At 60.9% G+C, this 17,057-nt stretch carries 14 protein-coding genes; 1 reads left to right on the top strand and 13 read right to left on the bottom strand.

Going from position 1 to position 17,057, the window contains the following annotated elements; genetic code table 11:
- Window positions 1-269 precede the first annotated feature (269 nt).
- Window positions 270-452 (top strand): hypothetical protein, encoded by a 183-nt coding sequence (locus TX24_RS02145; protein WP_005784271.1) that lies wholly within the window; start codon window positions 270-272, stop codon window positions 450-452.
- Between the two features lie 131 nt (window positions 453-583).
- Here the strand turns inward: TX24_RS02145 and TX24_RS02140 are convergent, their stop codons facing one another.
- The 13 genes from TX24_RS02140 to rpsF all read right to left on the bottom strand — a co-directional run bounded on the left by TX24_RS02140 (window position 584) and on the right by rpsF (window position 16,778).
- On the bottom strand, window positions 584-1,474 hold the full coding sequence (locus TX24_RS02140) for a transglutaminase family protein (RefSeq protein ID WP_003188089.1): 891 nt from the start codon (window positions 1,472-1,474) through the stop codon (window positions 584-586).
- Window positions 1,474-3,960 (bottom strand): circularly permuted type 2 ATP-grasp protein, encoded by a 2,487-nt coding sequence (locus TX24_RS02135; protein ID WP_003188088.1) that lies wholly within the window; start codon window positions 3,958-3,960, stop codon window positions 1,474-1,476. Before TX24_RS02135 ends, TX24_RS02140 begins: the two co-directional genes overlap by 1 nt.
- Window positions 3,961-4,118: 158 nt before the next feature.
- Window positions 4,119-7,409 (bottom strand): transglutaminase family protein, encoded by a 3,291-nt coding sequence (locus TX24_RS02130; RefSeq protein ID WP_057709615.1) that lies wholly within the window; start codon window positions 7,407-7,409, stop codon window positions 4,119-4,121.
- A 187-nt stretch (window positions 7,410-7,596) separates the two neighbouring features.
- Window positions 7,597-8,046, bottom strand: a complete 450-nt coding sequence (locus TX24_RS02125; RefSeq protein ID WP_034134761.1) for a hypothetical protein — start codon at window positions 8,044-8,046, stop codon at window positions 7,597-7,599.
- Window positions 8,043-8,963: an Ssp4 family T6SS effector gene (locus tag TX24_RS02120; protein ID WP_003188084.1), complete on the bottom strand. Its 921-nt coding sequence runs from the start codon at window positions 8,961-8,963 to the stop codon at window positions 8,043-8,045. The genes TX24_RS02125 and TX24_RS02120 overlap by 4 nt, the downstream gene beginning before the upstream one ends.
- Window positions 8,964-9,129: 166 nt before the next feature.
- Window positions 9,130-9,579: a hypothetical protein gene (locus tag TX24_RS02115; RefSeq protein WP_003188083.1), complete on the bottom strand. Its 450-nt coding sequence runs from the start codon at window positions 9,577-9,579 to the stop codon at window positions 9,130-9,132.
- Entirely contained in the window at window positions 9,576-10,508 is a 933-nt protein-coding gene (locus TX24_RS02110; RefSeq protein WP_014716676.1) for an Ssp4 family T6SS effector, read from the bottom strand. The genes TX24_RS02115 and TX24_RS02110 overlap by 4 nt, the downstream gene beginning before the upstream one ends.
- Before the next feature lie 202 nt (window positions 10,509-10,710).
- Complete coding sequence (locus TX24_RS02105; RefSeq protein ID WP_003188080.1) at window positions 10,711-13,014, bottom strand: YgiQ family radical SAM protein; 2,304 nt, start codon at window positions 13,012-13,014, stop codon at window positions 10,711-10,713.
- A 184-nt stretch (window positions 13,015-13,198) separates the two neighbouring features.
- On the bottom strand, window positions 13,199-14,596 hold the full coding sequence (gene dnaB / locus TX24_RS02100; protein WP_003188079.1) for a replicative DNA helicase: 1,398 nt from the start codon (window positions 14,594-14,596) through the stop codon (window positions 13,199-13,201).
- Window positions 14,597-14,706: 110 nt separating this feature from the next.
- Window positions 14,707-15,153 carry a 50S ribosomal protein L9 gene (rplI, locus tag TX24_RS02095; RefSeq protein ID WP_003171376.1) on the bottom strand — a complete coding sequence of 149 codons (447 nt, stop codon included), beginning with the start codon at window positions 15,151-15,153 and terminating at the stop codon, window positions 14,707-14,709.
- Window positions 15,154-15,171: 18 nt separating this feature from the next.
- Window positions 15,172-16,065 (bottom strand): YybS family protein, encoded by an 894-nt coding sequence (locus TX24_RS02090; RefSeq protein WP_003188077.1) that lies wholly within the window; start codon window positions 16,063-16,065, stop codon window positions 15,172-15,174.
- Window positions 16,066-16,101: 36 nt separating this feature from the next.
- Window positions 16,102-16,332: a 30S ribosomal protein S18 gene (rpsR, locus tag TX24_RS02085; RefSeq protein WP_002551829.1), complete on the bottom strand. Its 231-nt coding sequence runs from the start codon at window positions 16,330-16,332 to the stop codon at window positions 16,102-16,104.
- A gap of 29 nt (window positions 16,333-16,361) precedes the next feature.
- Complete coding sequence (gene rpsF / locus TX24_RS02080; protein ID WP_034134759.1) at window positions 16,362-16,778, bottom strand: 30S ribosomal protein S6; 417 nt, start codon at window positions 16,776-16,778, stop codon at window positions 16,362-16,364.
- Window positions 16,779-17,057: the final 279 nt, after the last annotated feature.

The raw sequence follows: 17,057 nt of genomic DNA, 5'->3' as shown, positions 1-17,057 counted from the left end.
GTTCTTATGATCTGAATCAAAAGATTGTATACAACTTTAGGCTATCAGCTTCATCAACACAATCAACCAGCCAAACTGCCTCACCCTGATTATGATCGGCCCATCACTCACGGGAGTTCATGCTATGCACCTTCATCACCTGTTCAACGGGCTTCTGGCTGCCTACGCCTGCGGTAAGTGAAAGCAAAGGGCACCCTGAAGCTGCTACCATGACGACCCGAGGCAGCTGCGCGCCGCCCACCCTCACCTTCGACCCTAGAGGATCGCCCATGGCCAAACCTAATTACTCCTTCGCCAAACGTCAGAGAGACTTGGCCAAGGAACAGAAGAAAGAGGAAAAGCTGCAACGCAAGAAAGCCGCTGCAGACGAAGAAGCCGGTGCGCTGAACCCGGATGCCGAAGGTGAAGCGGCAACTGACGAGACCGAAACCCCGAAAGACCCAGCTGAATGATCGTTCCCACGCTCCGCGTGGGAATGCAGCCCCGGACGCTCCGCGTCCCGCACCAGGCTTGAAGCCAGCGCAAGGGTGACGCAGAGCGTCACAGCAGGCATTCCCACGCAGAGCGTGGGAATGATCGTTTTTCATTCCAGCGGCATCACCGTCACCCGCACCTCCGGGTCGTGGCTGCCTCCCCCCAGAATCACCCCCCGCAACGGCGACACATCAGAGAAATCCCGGCCCCAGGCCAGGGTGATGTGCTCCAGCGCCGGCTGCACATTGTTGGTCGGGTCAAAATCCACCCAGCCTGATACCGGGCAAAACACCGAGACCCACGCATGGGACGCATCCGCGCCAATCAGCCGTGGTTGGCCGGGCGGTGGCTGGGTGAGCAGGTAGCCGCTGATATAGCGCGCCGCCAGGCCACGGGAACGCAGGCAGGCAAGCATCAGGTGAGCGAAGTCCTGGCACACGCCGCGACGGCGCTCCAGCACTTCCACCAGCGGTGTGGCGACCTGGGTGGCTTCGGCATCGAAGGTAAATTCGCTGAAGATCTTCTCCATCAATGCCTGCGTGCCCAGCAGTAAAGGCTCGCCGGGCGGGAAGCAGCTTTCGGAGAACTCGACGAAGGTTTTCTTCAGATGCACATAGGGCGACTCGAAGCGATAGCGGCAGGCTTCGATCAGCTCGGCGCTCAGGGGCTGGCTGCTGTAGGTCAGGCTGTCACGGGTGTGGTCCCAGGGCGGCGAGCGCTGGAAGTCCAGAGCGGGCCGCGCCAGTACTTCCACGGTGAGCCCGGCGTTCACCAGCAATTCATCATGGGGCCGTTCGAACGCCAAGCGAGTGATCGGGTTGCCGAACACGTCCAGCTCATCGCGGCGCGAGGTGGGTTCCGGGCTGATATCCAACTGCTGCCAGGTGCACTTCTGCCAGGCGCACGGCCTTGGCCAGAGGTGCGCCAGTTGCTGGGCCAGGGACACCGGGCTGTCGTAGTGGTAATGGGTATCGTGGAAAATCTGGTAGCGCGCGCTCATTACACCGACACCGTTTGCTGACTGACATCATCGACGTGGGCAAAATGGCGCAACGCCAGGCGATCCGACACTTGCCCGCTTTCATCGGCCACCGCTTGCAGCAAGTCGGCCAGGCCGTCCACGGCGGCACGCACGCTGGTTTCGCCAAACAGGCCGTTCTCCAGGCAGCCCAGGTCAAAGCGCGCCAGGCGCTCGACCAAAGGCGCCAGCCCGGTTTCACGGGGCACGCCAAAATCATCATTGAGACGGCGCAGGGTGCGGCTCACCAACTTGAGCTGGAACAGCACCGCATGGGGGTTCTGCTCGTCGAGCAGCAGCAGGTCGAGCACCGGGATCAACTGCGGCACTGCCAGGTAGCGCGAGCGGTAGGTGATGCTGCTGTTGCCCAGCTCCAGCAACCATTCCAGCCCGGCCTGATCGAATACCGCCACGCCGCGCAGGAACGCCGCAAGGCTGCTGCTCAGAAATTGCAGACGCTCGATACGCCGGCCCATCATCAAGAAGCGCCAGCCTTCATCGCGGGTCATGTCGTCCAGGGCAAACCCCGACAGCGCCGCCAGGGACATCACTAAGCGGTTGAGAAAGTCGAGCAGCTCGCCAAAGTCCGCAGCGTCGCTTTCCAGCTCAATGGCTTCGCGTTGCAACTCCACCAGGGCCTGCCAGTTTTCCCGGGACAACTTACCGCGCACCTGGGACGCCGCCCACTGCAAGCGCTGCAAATTGGCGCGCAGGCTTGAAGGCCAGTCATCACCCAGCAAGGCCGCGAGCAGACGCTCCGGCAACTCGCCCTCCTCCGGCAACAGGCGCAGGCTTTCGCCGAGTTCGACGGCGGCCTGCAGCGCCAGCGGATCATCGCCATCGACATACCGCGCCAGTACGATACGCAGCCAGCGCGCACTGTCGTCGCAGCGCTCGCAGTAACGACCGAACCAGAACAGGTTTTCCACCACGCGCGAGGGCAGATAGGGATCGCGGCGCACCAGGTCATAGGCGCCAATGGTGCGTTGGGCGCGCCACTGCTCGCCACCCGGCGCGCGTTCGCCGAGCACCCAGGTGTCCTTGCTCGCCCCGCCGCGCTGCATCGACACCACTTCGGCATCAGCGTCGGCCGCCACGCGGGTCAGGCCGCCGGGCAGCACCCGATAACCGTCATCACTGGCCACGGCGTAGACACGCATGCCGATGGCGCGGTGTTGCAGGTGGTCATCCACGGTGTGCCAGACCGGCGCCTGAGACAGTTGCGCCAACTCTTGGGCGACATAGGCATAGGGCCGCGCACGCATACGTTCGGCCAGGGCCTGACGCTGTTCATCATCAAGGTCGCGACCAAACACTGGCGCGAAACTTTGCGAGGGGAATGCCGGCTTGATCAACAGCTCCGGCAGCTTCTCCAGGGCTTCGGCAAGCACCGGCGCTTCGCCGCACCACCAGGTGGCAATCGACGGCAGGATCAAGGCTTCACCGAATAAAAATTCGTTGATCTTGGGCAGAAAGCCCAGTAACCCTGGGGATTCCAGCACACCACTGCCCAAGGCATTGGCCACCAGCACATTGCCTTGGCGCACGGCGTCGAGCAGGCCCGGCACGCCGAGCGCCGAGTCGGTGCGCAGCTCCAGCGGGTCGCAGAAATCATCATCAAGGCGACGCATGATCGCGTGTACCCGGCGCAGGCCGCTGAGGGTTTTCAGGAACACGGTGCTGTCGCGCACGGTGAGGTCGCCGCCCTCGACCAAGGGGTAGCCGAGCTGGCGCGCCAGGTACAGGTGTTCGAAATAGCTTTCGTTGAAACGCCCCGGCGTGAGCAACACGATCAGTGGCGGCTGGTCATCGCCAGGGGCCTGGCGCGCCAGGGTTTCCTGCAACGTGCGAAAGAACCCGGTGAGGTGCTGCACCTGCATATCCCGGTACAGGTCCGGGAAGGCGCGGGACACGATGGTGCGGTTTTCCAGGGCGTAGCCGGCGCCCGACGGGGCTTGGGTGCGGTCGGCGGTGACCCACCAGCGGCCATCCGGGGTGCGCGCCAGGTCGACCGCGTACAGATGCAGGAACGCACCGTCGGGCGGCTGGATACCCTGGCACGGCCACAGAAAATTGTTATGCCCGAACACCAGTTCGGCCGGCAGCAAGCCTTCCTTGATCAGGCGCTGCGGGCCATACAGGTCGGCCAGCACCGCATTGAGCAGGCGCGCACGCTGGGCGATGCCGGCCGACAGTTGCTGCCATTCCTCGGCGGCCAGCACATGGGGCAACAGGTCCAGCTCCCAGGGGCGATCGGCACCCTTGGGGTCGGCGTAGACGTTGTAAGTCACGCCGTTTTCCTGGATCTGGCGCGTCAGCAACGCCTGGCGCTGGGCCAGTTGTGCGGGCGTGCTGCGTTGCAGGTGATCGAACAAGCGTCGCCAATGGGCACGCACGGCGCCGCTGGCATCCAGCAGTTCGTGATAGGTGCCCGCGGTCAGCGGGTAACGGTCGAGCAAGTCGGACATGGAACGCTCGGCAGAGGCAAGGGAAGTCAGGTTAACTCAAATTCACTGCTATCCAATGTGGGAGCTGGCTTGCCTGCGATAGCGGTGTATCAGTCACCAGAATTATCGACTAAACCACCGCTATCGCAGGCAAGCCAGCTCCCACACTTAAATCATGTTCATTCCTTATTTTTTTTGAAACGCCGCAAATCCAGCGTCATTGGCAATTCATCGTTTACCGTTACAGTCGGCACTGGCAGCTTGCCCGGGCTATGCCCCAAGCGGAAAAACCGCGCCATGCGCCGGCTCTCCGCCTCATTGGCATTCACCGGCAGGCTGTCGTAATTGCGCCCGCCCGGGTGCGCCACATGGTATTGGCAGCCGCCCAACGAACGCTGCATCCAGGTGTCGAGCAGGTCAAATACCAGCGGCGCATGCACGGGGATGGTCGGTTGCAGGCAGTTGGCCGGCTGCCAGGCGCGGTAACGCACGCCCGCCACGAACTCGCCGACGCGGCCGGTCGCTTGCAGCGGCACCGGCACGCCATTGCAGGTCAGCAGGTAGCGTTGCGGTGGCAACCCGCTCAACTTCACTTGCAGGCGCTCCAGGGACGAATCCACATAGCGCACCGTGCCACCCACCGCCCCCTCCTCGCCCAGCACATGCCAAGGCTCCAAGGCCTGGCGCAGTTCCAGTTCGATACCGCTGACGGCGTAGTCGCCCACCTTGGGGAAACGAAACTCCAGATGCGCCGCGAACCATTCGGCCCGCAGTGGGTAGCCGGCCGCGTTCAGCTCGACGATCACGTCGGCAAAGTCCTGCTCGATAAAGTGCGGCAACAGGAAACGGTCATGCAGTTCAGTGCCCCAGCGCGCCAGCTTCGGCGGCGCATAGGGCTCGCGCCAGAACCGCGCGACCAGCGCCCGCAGCAACAACTGCTGGGTCAGGCTCATGCGCGCATGGGGCGGCATTTCAAAGGCGCGCAGTTCCAGCAGCCCCAGGCGGCCAGTGGCGCCGTCCGGTGAGTAAAGTTTGTCGATACAGAATTCGGCGCGATGGGTATTACCCGTCACGTCGATCAGCAGGTTGCGCAACAGGCGGTCCACCAGCCACGGCGGGCACTCCTCGCCTGGCTCCGGCATCTGCGCAAAGGCGATCTCCAGTTCATACAGCGCATCGTTGCGCGCCTCATCTACCCGGGGCGCCTGGGAGGTGGGGCCGATAAACAGGCCGGAGAACAAATAGGACAACGACGGGTGGTTGTGCCAGTAGCTGATCAGGCTGCGTAGCAGGTCCGGCCGGCGCAGGAAGGGCGAATCCTTGGGCGTCGCACCGCCCAGCACGAAGTGGTTACCGCCACCGGTGCCGGTATGGCGCCCGTCGATCATGAACTTCTCGGTGGTCAGGCGGGTTTGCCGGGCCTCTTCGTAGAGGAATTCGGTGCGTTCTACCAACTCGTCCCAGGTGGCGGACGGCTGTACGTTGACCTCGATGACACCAGGGTCTGGCGTCACTCGGAAATTGCTCAGGCGCGTATCCGCTGGCGGCTCGTAGCCTTCCAGCAGTACCGGGCAATGCAGCTCTTCGGCGGTGGCCTCAATGGCAGTCACCAACTCCAGGTAATCCTCGACGCGCTCCAGCGGCGGCATAAACAGGTACAGGCGCCCTTCCCGTGCTTCGGCGCACAGCGCGGTACGGGTCAACCAGTCGGCGGATTCGTCAATCTTGGGCACACGCTCATCAACCGGCGCGGGCTCGCCATGGTTTTGCAACTGGGCGCTGGTCGGCAGATCCGGCTGATCCTGGTTAGGGTCGGTCGGATGCACAAACGGATACTCCGCCGCCGTCACCCAGGGCTGCGAAGCGAGCGGCAGGCGATAGCCCAGCGGCGAATCCCCCGGCACCAGGCGGCAATGGTTGTCGCGAAGGTACCAACGCCCACTCTGCCAGCGGTCATTGGCCGCCGTGCGTGCCAGCGGCAGCACCTGGCCGATGACTTTATCCAGGCCCTGGCTGAACACTTTGCGCAGGCGCTCACGCTCCAGGTCGTCGCTCAGGCGCGGGTCCTGGGCAGTGACGTTCTGGGGCAGCGCCCCTTCGCGCCATAGGTAGTAGAAATTGTCTTCGAACGCCGGGAACACAAAGCGCGCCGGTAGTTTGAGGCGCTCGGCGACGCTGGCCAGGAAACGCCCGGCCATCACCCCATCGGCGCCATAGTCCTCTTGCTCATCGGCAATCAGCGCACTGTTGTGCCAGATCGGCACGCCGTCGCGGCGCCAGTAGCAATTGAGCGACCAGCGCGGCAGTTGCTCGCCGGGGTACCACTTGCCTTGGCCGAAATGCACCAGGCCCTTGGGCGCATAGTGCTGGCGCAGGCGCTGGAACAGCTCGGCCGACAGGCGACGTTTGTCCGGGCCCAGGGCTGCGGTGTTCCACTCGGCACCGTCGGGGTCGTCGATAGAGACGAAGGTTGGCTCGCCGCCCATGGTCAGGCGTACGTCGTCCTTGAGCAGGTCGCCATCAATCTGCCGGCCCAGGGCCTGGATCGCCAGCCATTGTTCTTCGGTATAGGGCTTGGTCACCCGTGGCGCTTCCCAAATGCGCTCCACCGACATCTCGTGGGTGAATTCGCACTCGCACGGCTCCACCAACCCACTGATCGGCGCGGCGGACGATGGATCGGGACTGCAGGCCAAAGGGATGTGCCCTTCACCGGCAAACAACCCGGACGTGGCATCCAGGCCAATCCAGCCAGCGCCGGGCAAATACACTTCACACCAGGCGTGCAGGTCGGTGAAATCCACCTCGGTACCGGACGGGCCGTCGAGGGCTTTGACGTCGGCGGTGAGCTGGATCAGGTAACCGGAGACAAATCGCGCCGCCAACCCGAGGTTGCGCAGCAATTGCACCAGTAACCAGGCCGAGTCGCGGCAGGAGCCGGACGCATTTTCCAGCGTGAATTCCGGGGTTTGCACGCCCGGTTCCATGCGAATCAGGTACCCAATATCGGCGGCCAGGCGCTGATTGAGGCCTACCAGGAAATCCACAGCGGGCAGCGGCGTGCGGTCGATGCCGGCCAAATAGGCGGCAAACTTTGGCGTCAGCGGCAAGGTTTCCAAGTATGGCGCCAGCTCGCGCTGCTCATCGGCGGCGTAGCTGAAGGGGATTTTTTCGGCGTAGGGTTCGAGGAAAAAATCGAACGGGTTGAATACCGCCATTTCGGCGACGAGGTCGACCTCAATGCGCAACTCATCGGTCTTTTCCGGGAATACCAGGCGCGCCAGGTAATTACCCTGAGGGTCTTGCTGCCAGTTGATGAAATGCTGCTCCGGCAGCACTTTCAGCGCGTAGGACAAAATCCGCGTACGGCTATGGGCCGCCGGGCGTAGCCGAACGATCTGTGGGCCGAGTTCAACAGCACGGTCGTAGCGGTAATGCGTAACGTGGTGCAACGCGACATGAATCGACACGGCGGCCTCCTGCGAGCCAGGGCATAAGCACAACGCGCGCAAGACTTATGCCACAGCAGCAGTCATTGCACTAAAACGTCGGGCCCGGTGCAGTACAGCACCAAAACGGCGCCAACGTTGTGGCTATGGTGCATGCGCTGCACACATTTGTAGCGCCGGGCTGAGGGCAGGTGGTGAATCTACCCAATCAATGGTGTTTGTGTTGGGCAATCATGGCCTGGCGCAGGCAGCGGACTTCAACCAGTTTCTGGCGCATTTCACGGTGACGTTTGCTGTTGAACAGCAACAGCCCAAGTAATGGAAACACCAGGCTCAAGGCATATACCACCCCGTTCGGTTGATCATTGAGTGTTGGCAATACACCCAGAAAGCATCCCCCCAACAGCAACACTAGCGGCCACATCCATTGGGGACGCCCGCGTGCAATCATGAAATTGCAGTGCACAATGACTAGCGTGAGTGCGATACCCACCAGGAAGGAGTACTTGGCGTTATCTGCCATGGACAGGCTTGGCATATAGCTATCGAAGAACACCGGAACCGCAAACACGAGGGTGAAAATGCAGACAAATATCGCCCCCACAAAGACGGGGAAATACGTCGACAGAAAACTGCGAATGCTAGGCAGCTCGTTCATTGCTCGGCCTCCTCATACAGCCCTATGGCAATTGTGCGCACGTTCCCTGACACCGCACTACCGGTAAAACCGATGGCTGCGCCCAACGCGTCCTTGATCTGCGTGACCGTTGCATGCTTGACCTCGGTGGGCGTGAACCGCTTAGGCAACTCGCCCGACAACTGCTTTAACTTGATCATCTTGGACGTCAAGCGTGGGTCGTTGATGCTCAGCAGCTCTTTGGTCAACTTGGCGCGCTCCTGTCGATTCAGGCCCCTGAGCACCTCTCTCACACTTTTCCCGGTAGAGGCCTTATTCAACCGCACCAGCTTGACCGTTGCCAATGCCGATGAGCCCACCCCAACCAACGACGCCGCGTCCAGGGCAATCATGGTGTATTGGTACCATTCCTCACTGTCGAGCTGATCATTTCGCGCGGGGTTGCGGATCTCATTGACGGTGCGATAGCCGCTGGCAAAGCACTGCACAGAACTGGCTGCCGCGGCCGTATAGCCGAGCGCCACGACCACCGAACTGGCCCCCGCCGAAAACGGAACTGCGACGGAACCACTGAGCACCACAATCCAACCGATGACCGCGCCGGCACACGATAGCGTGGTATTGACCGCTTCGCCCACCAAGCGGGACTCACGCGGATTGTCTTGCACCTGCTGAGCGAATTGCGTTGGCGCGATGTACTTCTGCGCCTCACGCAGGATCAAACGCTTGGGTGCGATGCTGCAGATGGGCTGAAATTCGCGCAGGGTGACAACGTTGAAATCGGCATCGATATACACAACACCTGCACCGACAATGGCGGGGTCGGCATCGATGGCGGCGAACAGCCGTGGCAGGTTGATCAGGCTCTCGATGCGCTGGCGCGCCATAAATTGAGAGCGGTTGGAATCCATGCCGATGTTGAACAAGGAGTTGCCCATAAGTGTTCTTCCTTGACATTGAAAGTGCCCAGACCGGCCTCATCGCAGGCAAGCCAGCTCCCACACTTGAAATGCATTCCCCTGTGGGAGCTGGCTTGCCTGCGATAGCAATCTGATGGGCGCCACCCTAACAAACAGGCCACCTACCGCCAATAAACCTACCTAATCAACGGGCCTTGCGTTGCGCAATCGCCGCCCGACGCAGGTGACGTATTTCGAGTAATCGCTGGCGCATTTCACGATGGCGCTTGCTGTTGAGCAGCAACAAACCCAGCAGCGGAAACAACACCGCCGAGCCGTACACCAGGGTATTGAGGCCGTATTGAATCATCGGCAACACAAACAGCAGGCAACACACCAGGTAACCCGCCACCAGCCGGGTTGCCCAGGGATACCCGCGTGCGATCATCACATTGCCAAACACCAGCACCGCCACCAGCACCAGGATTGCAGCCCCGGAGTAATCGGTTTTGAGCGCCGGCTCAACCCCGCGCAAATAGGTCACGCCCGCGGTGGACACGGCGACTGAACCGGAAAAAATCGCCATGAAGATGGTGCCCATGAACACCGGAAAATAACGCGCAAGGAAACTACGCCTATCGGGAAACCCCTTCATTCTGTCAGTTCCTCATACAGGCCAATGGCAAGCGTCGACGCCGAGCCGACGTGACCGGTCCGATAGCTGCCCCAGATACCCAACATGCCGCCCAAGGCGTCCTTGAGCTGGGTGAGCGTGGCATGACGGATTTCCGTGGAGCTGTAGCGCTTGGGCAACGTGCCGGCGCGCTGCTGCAACTTGAGCAACTTGGGGGTCAGGCTCGGGTCTTTGAGGCTGAGCAATTCCTGGGTCAATTTCTTGCGCTCCTGGCGATTCAAGCCCTTGAGCAACTCATACCAGCTCTTGCCCAACGCAGCGGCTTTTTTGGCCTTGAGCAGCCTTAATGTGGTGAAGGCGCCCGTTCCAATACCCACCAGCGACGCGGCATCGAGAATTGGTGACACCGCGCCATACCACTGGGCGTCGTCCATGCGGTCGTTGGCATCCGGGTCAAGGATCTCGTTATAGGTACGGGCCACGCCAAATCCGCACTGAGCACTGCTGGCCAGCGCGGCCGTGACGCCAATGCCCACCACAAAAGCACTGGCGCCGGCGGTGAAGGGTACGGCGACGCTGCCACTGAACACCACGATCCAGCCGATCACCGCTGCGCCACAGGAAAGGCCCATATCAAAGGCTTCCTTCTGGAGGCGCCCTTCACGGGGGTCGGTCTTCACCTGCTCGACAAACTGCGCCGGCGAGATGTACTTCTGCGCCTCGCGCAAAATGACGCGCTTGGGCTTGATGCTGCAGATGGGCTTGAATTCGCGCAGGGTGATTACGTTGAAGTCGGCGTCGATGTACACCACACCAGCACCGACGATGCTGGGGTCGGCGTCGATGACGGCGAACAGCCGTGGCAGGTTGATCTGGCTTTCAATGCGCTGGCGCGCCATGAATTGGGAGCGATTGGAGTCCATGCCAATGTTGAGCAAGGGGTTGCCCATAAGTGTTCTTCCTTGAAATTGAGAGTGCCCAGACCGGCCTCATCGCAGGCAAGCCAGCTCCCACAGGGGAATGCATTCCAAGTGTGGGAGCTGGCTTGCCTGCGATAGCAATCTAATGGGCGCCACCTTACCAAACAGACTCAGCACCGACCAGAAAGCAAAACGCCAGCACGAGGCTGGCGTTTTGCATTTCAGGCGTCGATCAACGCGGCACAACCGGCTTGCGCGTAGGCTTGCCGCCCTTGCCCTTGGCCGCATCGCTGCGCTCTTTGGCCGCCTGCTTGTTGCGCGCCTGGGCCGCAGCCTTGGCTTGCTCGCGCTTGTCCCACGGGTTGCTGCCGTCGCTGCCACGGGGTGGCAGGCCGGTATGCTGGGTGAGGATCTTGGTGGTGGTTTCCTTGGCGACCTTATGGCTGCCCGCCGGCGTCGAGTTCTTGCGCCGGGCGCTCTGGTAGCTGTCGGTGGACGGCTGGTGCAGCGGGATCAACTGGTCCTTGCCCGACCCGATCAGGTCGGCACGGCCCATGCGGGTCAATGCTTCACGCAGCATCGGCCAGCCCTTCGGGTCGTGGTAACGCAGGAACGCCTTGTGCAGGCGGCGCTGCTCCTCGCTCTTGACGATGGTTACCGCGTCGCTCTTGTAGGTGACCTTGCGCAGCGGGTTCTTGCCCGAGTGATACATCGCGGTGGCGGTGGCCATAGGCGACGGGTAGAACGCCTGCACCTGGTCGGCGCGAAAGCCATTGCCCTTGAGCCACAGGGCCAGGTTCATCATGTCTTCATCGGTGGTGCCCGGGTGGGCGGCGATGAAGTACGGGATCAGGTACTGCTCCTTGCCCGCTTCCTTGGTGTACTTCTCGAACATGCGCTTGAACTTGTCATAGCTGCCAATGCCCGGCTTCATCATCTGGTTGAGCGGACCTTCCTCGGTATGTTCCGGGGCGATCTTGAGGTAGCCACCGACGTGGTGGGTGACCAGCTCTTTGACGTACTCCGGCGATTCGACGGCCAGGTCGTAGCGCAGGCCGGAAGCGATCAGGATCTTCTTCACACCCGGCAACGCACGGGCACTGCGGTACAGCTGGATCAACGACGAGTGGTCGGTGTTCAGGTTCGGGCAGATGCCAGGGAACACGCATGATGGCTTGCGGCACGCGGATTCGATCTCCGGGCTCTTGCAGGCGATGCGGTACATGTTCGCCGTCGGGCCGCCGAGGTCGGAGATCACGCCGGTGAAGCCCGGCACTTTGTCGCGGATCTCTTCGATCTCGCGAATGATCGACTCTTCGGAACGGTTCTGGATGATGCGGCCTTCGTGCTCGGTGATCGAGCAGAAGGTGCAGCCGCCGAAGCAGCCACGCATGATGTTCACCGAGAAACGGATCATGTCGTAGGCCGGGATCTTCTCCTTGCCATACGCTGGGTGCGGTACGCGGGCGTAGGGCATGCCGAACACGTAGTCCATTTCTTCGGTGGTCATGGGAATGGGCGGCGGGTTGAACCACACGTCCACTTCACCGTGCTTCTGCACCAGAGCGCGGGCGTTGCCTGGGTTGGTTTCCAGGTGCAACACGCGGTTCGCGTGGGCATAGAGCACCGCGTCACCGCGGACTTTTTCCACCGACGGCAGGCGGATCACGGTTTTGTCACGGGTCATGCGCGGGCTGGCCAGGATCTGCACAACCTTGGCTTCTTCCGGGTCATCCACCGGGCCTTTTTCTTGCTCGATGGCGCAGGCCTGGGTGTCCTGGGTATTCACGTACGGGTTGATGATCTTGTCGATCTTGCCCGGACGGTCGATGCGCGTGGAATCCACTTCGTACCAGCCCGCCGGCGTGTCACGGCGGATGAACGCGGTGCCGCGCACATCGGTGATATCTTCGATCTTGTGGCCCCACGACAGGCGCTGGGCAACCTCGACGATGGCCCGCTCGGCGTTACCGTACAGCAGGATATCGGCGGTGGCGTCGATCAGGATCGAGTTGCGCACGCGGTCTTGCCAGTAGTCGTAGTGGGCGATGCGGCGCAGGGAAGCTTCGATGCCGCCGAGTACGATCGGCACGTTCTTGTAGGCTTCCTTGCAACGCTGGCTGTACACCAGGCTCGCACGGTCCGGGCGTTTGCCGGCCATGCCGCCAGGGGTGTAGGCGTCGTCGGAGCGGATTTTCTTGTCGGCGGTGTAGCGGTTGATCATCGAGTCCATGTTGCCGGCCGCGACGCCGAAGAACAGGTTCGGCTCGCCGAGCTTCATGAAGTCGTCTTTGGACTGCCAGTTCGGTTGCGCGATGATCCCGACGCGAAAGCCCTGGGACTCCAGCAGCCGGCCGATGATCGCCATGCCGAACGAGGGGTGGTCAACATAGGCATCACCGGTGACGATGATGATGTCGCACGAATCCCAGCCAAGCTGATCCATCTCCTCCCTGCTCATCGGCAGGAATGGCGCAGGACCGAAACATTCGGCCCAGTACTTGGGATAGTCAAATAACGGCTTGGCTGTTTGCATGACGGTGACCGGTGTGGAGATGAAAAATCGCGGGCGCGGAATATAGCACAAAATTTGACCAATTCCGACGACAGTAGTCGGAATTGTGGTGACGCCATCGCAGGCAAGCCAGCTCCCACAAGGGAATGCATCCCAAAGGTGGGAGCTGGCTTGCCTGCGATGAAGCCCTTACAGGTGCTTGAAACTACTCGTCGTCGTCGAAGTTGTAGCTGCCCGGCGCCAGGTTCTCGAAACGCGTGTACTTGCCGATGAACGCCAACCGGATAAACCCGATCGGGCCGTTCCGTTGCTTGCCGATGATGATTTCGGCAATGCCTTTGTGTTCCGTCTCGGGGTGGTACACCTCGTCGCGGTACACGAACATGATCACGTCGGCGTCCTGCTCGATCGCTCCGGATTCCCGCAAGTCGGAGTTCACCGGACGCTTGTTGGGACGTTGTTCCAGGGAACGGTTGAGCTGAGACAGCGCCACCACCGGACAGTTGAATTCCTTGGCCAGCGCCTTCAGGGAACGGGAGATTTCAGAAATCTCGTTGGTACGGTTGTCGCCGCTGGAACCCGGGATCTGCATCAACTGCAGGTAGTCGATCATGATCAGGGCGATGTCGCCATGCTCACGCACCAGGCGACGGGTACGTGCGCGCATTTCGGACGGGCTGATACCGGCAGTGTCATCGATGAACAGCTTGCGGTCGTTGAGCAGGTTGACCGCCGAGGTCAGGCGCGGCCAGTCGTCGTCTTCAAGCTGGCCGGAACGCACCTTGGTCTGGTCGATACGCCCCAGCGACGAGAGCATACGCATGATCAACGATTCGCCTGGCATCTCGAGGGAGTACACCAGCACCGCCTTGTCGCTGCGCAACACGGCGTTTTCCACCAGGTTCATCGCGAAGGTGGTCTTACCCATGGACGGACGACCGGCGACGATGATCAAGTCGGACGGCTGCAGGCCGCTGGTCTTTTCGTCGAGGTCGGTGTAACCGGTGGAAATACCGGTAATCGCCGCATCGGTGTTGAACAGGGTGTCGATACGGTCGATGGCTTTGGTCAGCAGGTCGTTGACGCTGACCGGGCCGCCGGTTTTCGGCCGGGCCTCGGCGATCTGGAAGATCTGGCGCTCGGCTTCGTCAAGGATCTCGGCGGCAGTGCGGCCTTCGGGGTTGAAGGCGCTGTCGGCGATTTCGGTGCTGATGCCGATCAACTGGCGCAACGTGGCCCGCTCGCGGACGATCTGGGCATAGGCCTTGATGTTGGCGACGGACGGCGTGTTTTTTGCCAGCTCGCCGAGGTAGCCCAGGCCGCCGACTTGGGAGGTCTGGCCTTCCTTGTCCAACTGCTCGGCCAGGGTGACCACGTCGATCGGTGAGTTCTGGTCGGCCAGCTTGGCAATGGCGCGGAAGATCAGGCGGTGGTCATGGCGATAGAAATCACCGTCCGAGACTTGATCCAGCACGCGTTCCCAGGCGTTGTTGTCCAGCATCAAGCCACCGAGCACGGCCTGTTCGGCCTCGATGGAATGCGGTGGCACCTTCAGGGCAGCGGTTTGTAGATCGTATTGCTCAGGAGCGGAGATTTCGTTCATGGCCACTTGGAATTTGGGGTGTGTAGAAAAACAAAAGGCACGACCTGTAAACAGGATCGTGCCCGATGTTAACCGCCTGGCACGCGAGGTGCCAGTCAGTTAGGTGCGACTTAAGCTGCTACCACGACAACGCGTACGGTGGCTTCAACTTCGGCGTGCAGGTGCACGGCTACGTCGAATTCGCCTACGTTGCGGATGGTGCCGTTCGGCAGACGAACTTCGCTCTTCTGCACTTCAACGCCGGAGGCGGTCAGTGCATCAGCGATGTCGTGGGTGCCGATCGAACCGAACAGCTTGCCTTCGTCACCAGCGGTGGCAGTGATAGTCACTTCCAGCTCAGCCAGTTGGGCAGCGCGAGTTTCGGCCGACGCTTTTTTGTCTGCTGCGGCTTTTTCCAGCTCAGCACGACGCTCTTCAAACGCAGCCAGGTTGGCAGCGGTTGCAGCGGTGGCTTTGCCGTATGGCAGCAGGTAGTTACGACCGTAGCCGGCCTTAACGTTCACTTTGTCGCCCAGGTTGCCCAGGTTGGCGACTTTTTCCAGAAGGATCAGTTGCATGTGAAAATCCTCTAACTTTTAACCTTCACCGTTCGCGTTATCGGCGTCTTTCGACGCCAGACGACCGCGAAAATCAATCAGGCTGTCAACAATGGCCAAGACCACGAGTAACGGATAGATCAGTTGCATGAACAGCACCAGCGTGACGTACAACCCCACCAGCCAAAACCTGGCCAGGCGCTTTTGCGCAGCAAGCCCATGAATCAGGGCCAGCCCGGCAAACACCAGCGGTACGCTGCAAATCGGCGCCAGCAAGGCCATCTGTGGGCCGAAGTTCGGCCCGACAACCATGCACGCCAGCAGCAACATCGCCGGCCCCGCTGGGATTCTGATACTGCGAAACTCGCGACCAAAACCACCCGGGTTGTACAACAACGCCTGCCAATAACGCCCAAGAATCAGGCTCAGCACGCTGACGACCTGCAACAAAGCCGCAATCAGGCCGGTCAGGACCGGAGCAATCAGTGACGCAAACCGCGCTCGCTCATCTACCGACAACTGCTGGTAGAGATCCCCGAGGGCCAACGGCAGGATCTTGACGATCTCCTGCGCCAGCGCCTCGATTTGCGGGCGGAAAGCCGCGCCAAGCATCACTGAGTACACCAACCCCAATGCCACGCTGACCAGCAGCGTACGGACCCAGGACTCACTTGCGCGCAAAACCAACGCAAGGCTCGATGACCCCAGCAGTACCAGAAGTACCCGTGGATCACCCATTTGCAGCCACCAGATCAAGGCCGGCAACAAACCCAGGGCAAGAACGCCAAGGGCGTCCTTCAAACCGCGCCGCAGCAGCACAAGGCAACCTGCGGCAGCACCCAACCAATAAAGCAACGGCAATGCCGCACATCCAGCCACTACCAGAGTGGCCTGCACGCGACCGCGCATGATGAACTCAGCTAAGGCGCGCATGCATTCAATCCCTTACTACTTGTCGACTGCCCGGTCTCAGCGGCCGTGGCTGTCGGTGTAGGCCAGCAGGGCCAGGAAGCGGGCGCGCTTGATAGCGGTGGCCAGCTGACGCTGATAACGTGCTTTGGTACCGGTGATACGGCTTGGAACGATTTTGCCGGTCTCGGATACGTAGGCTTTCAGAGTGTTGAGATCTTTGTAATCGATCTCTTTCACGTCTTCAGCGGTGAAACGGCAGAATTTACGACGACGGAAGAAACGTGCCATTTGATAGGCTCCTTAATAAGGTCCGTGGATTACTCGTCAGCGTTATCGCTGTTGTCGCTGTCTTCAACGCTATCATCAGCGCCTTCTTCAGGACGGTCGCGACGCTCACGGCGCTCACTGCGGTTTTCTTCAGCCTTGAGCATCTCGGATTGGCCGGTAACGGCTTCTTCGCGACGGATGACCAGGTTACGGATCACTGCATCGTTGTAACGGAAGTTGTCTTCCAGCTCGGCCAGGGCCTTGCCAGTGCACTCAACGTTCAGCATCACGTAGTGAGCCTTGTGAACATTGTTGATTGCGTAGGCCAGTTGACGACGGCCCCAATCTTCCAGACGGTGGATTTTGCCGCCGTCTTCTTCGATCAGCTTGGTGTAACGCTCAACCATGCCGCCGACTTGCTCGCTTTGATCCGGGTGGACCAAAAAGATGATTTCGTAATGACGCATGAATGCTCCTTACGGGTTGTAGCCTGCCGCTCAAAAACGGTCAGACAAGGAGTGAATGACACTTATGGATCTTGCCGCAGGGGAGGCACATCGGTGCCTGCCAGGAAGGCAAGGGGCGCAATTGTAGAGAAGGGGGAGAACGGGCGCAAGGTGATTGGTGATTATTTGAACAATCTTAAATAAACACCACAAAACCAATGTGGGAGCTGGCTTGCCTGCGATGACCATGACACCGGCAACATCTCTGCCAGCTGACACGCCGTCATCGCGGGCAAGCCC

It is taken from the genome of Pseudomonas lactis (genome assembly GCF_001439845.1).
In the GTDB taxonomy this organism is placed as follows: Bacteria; Pseudomonadota; Gammaproteobacteria; order Pseudomonadales; family Pseudomonadaceae; genus Aquipseudomonas; species Aquipseudomonas lactis.
This window is presented reverse-complemented; position numbering and strand designations above follow the sequence as displayed.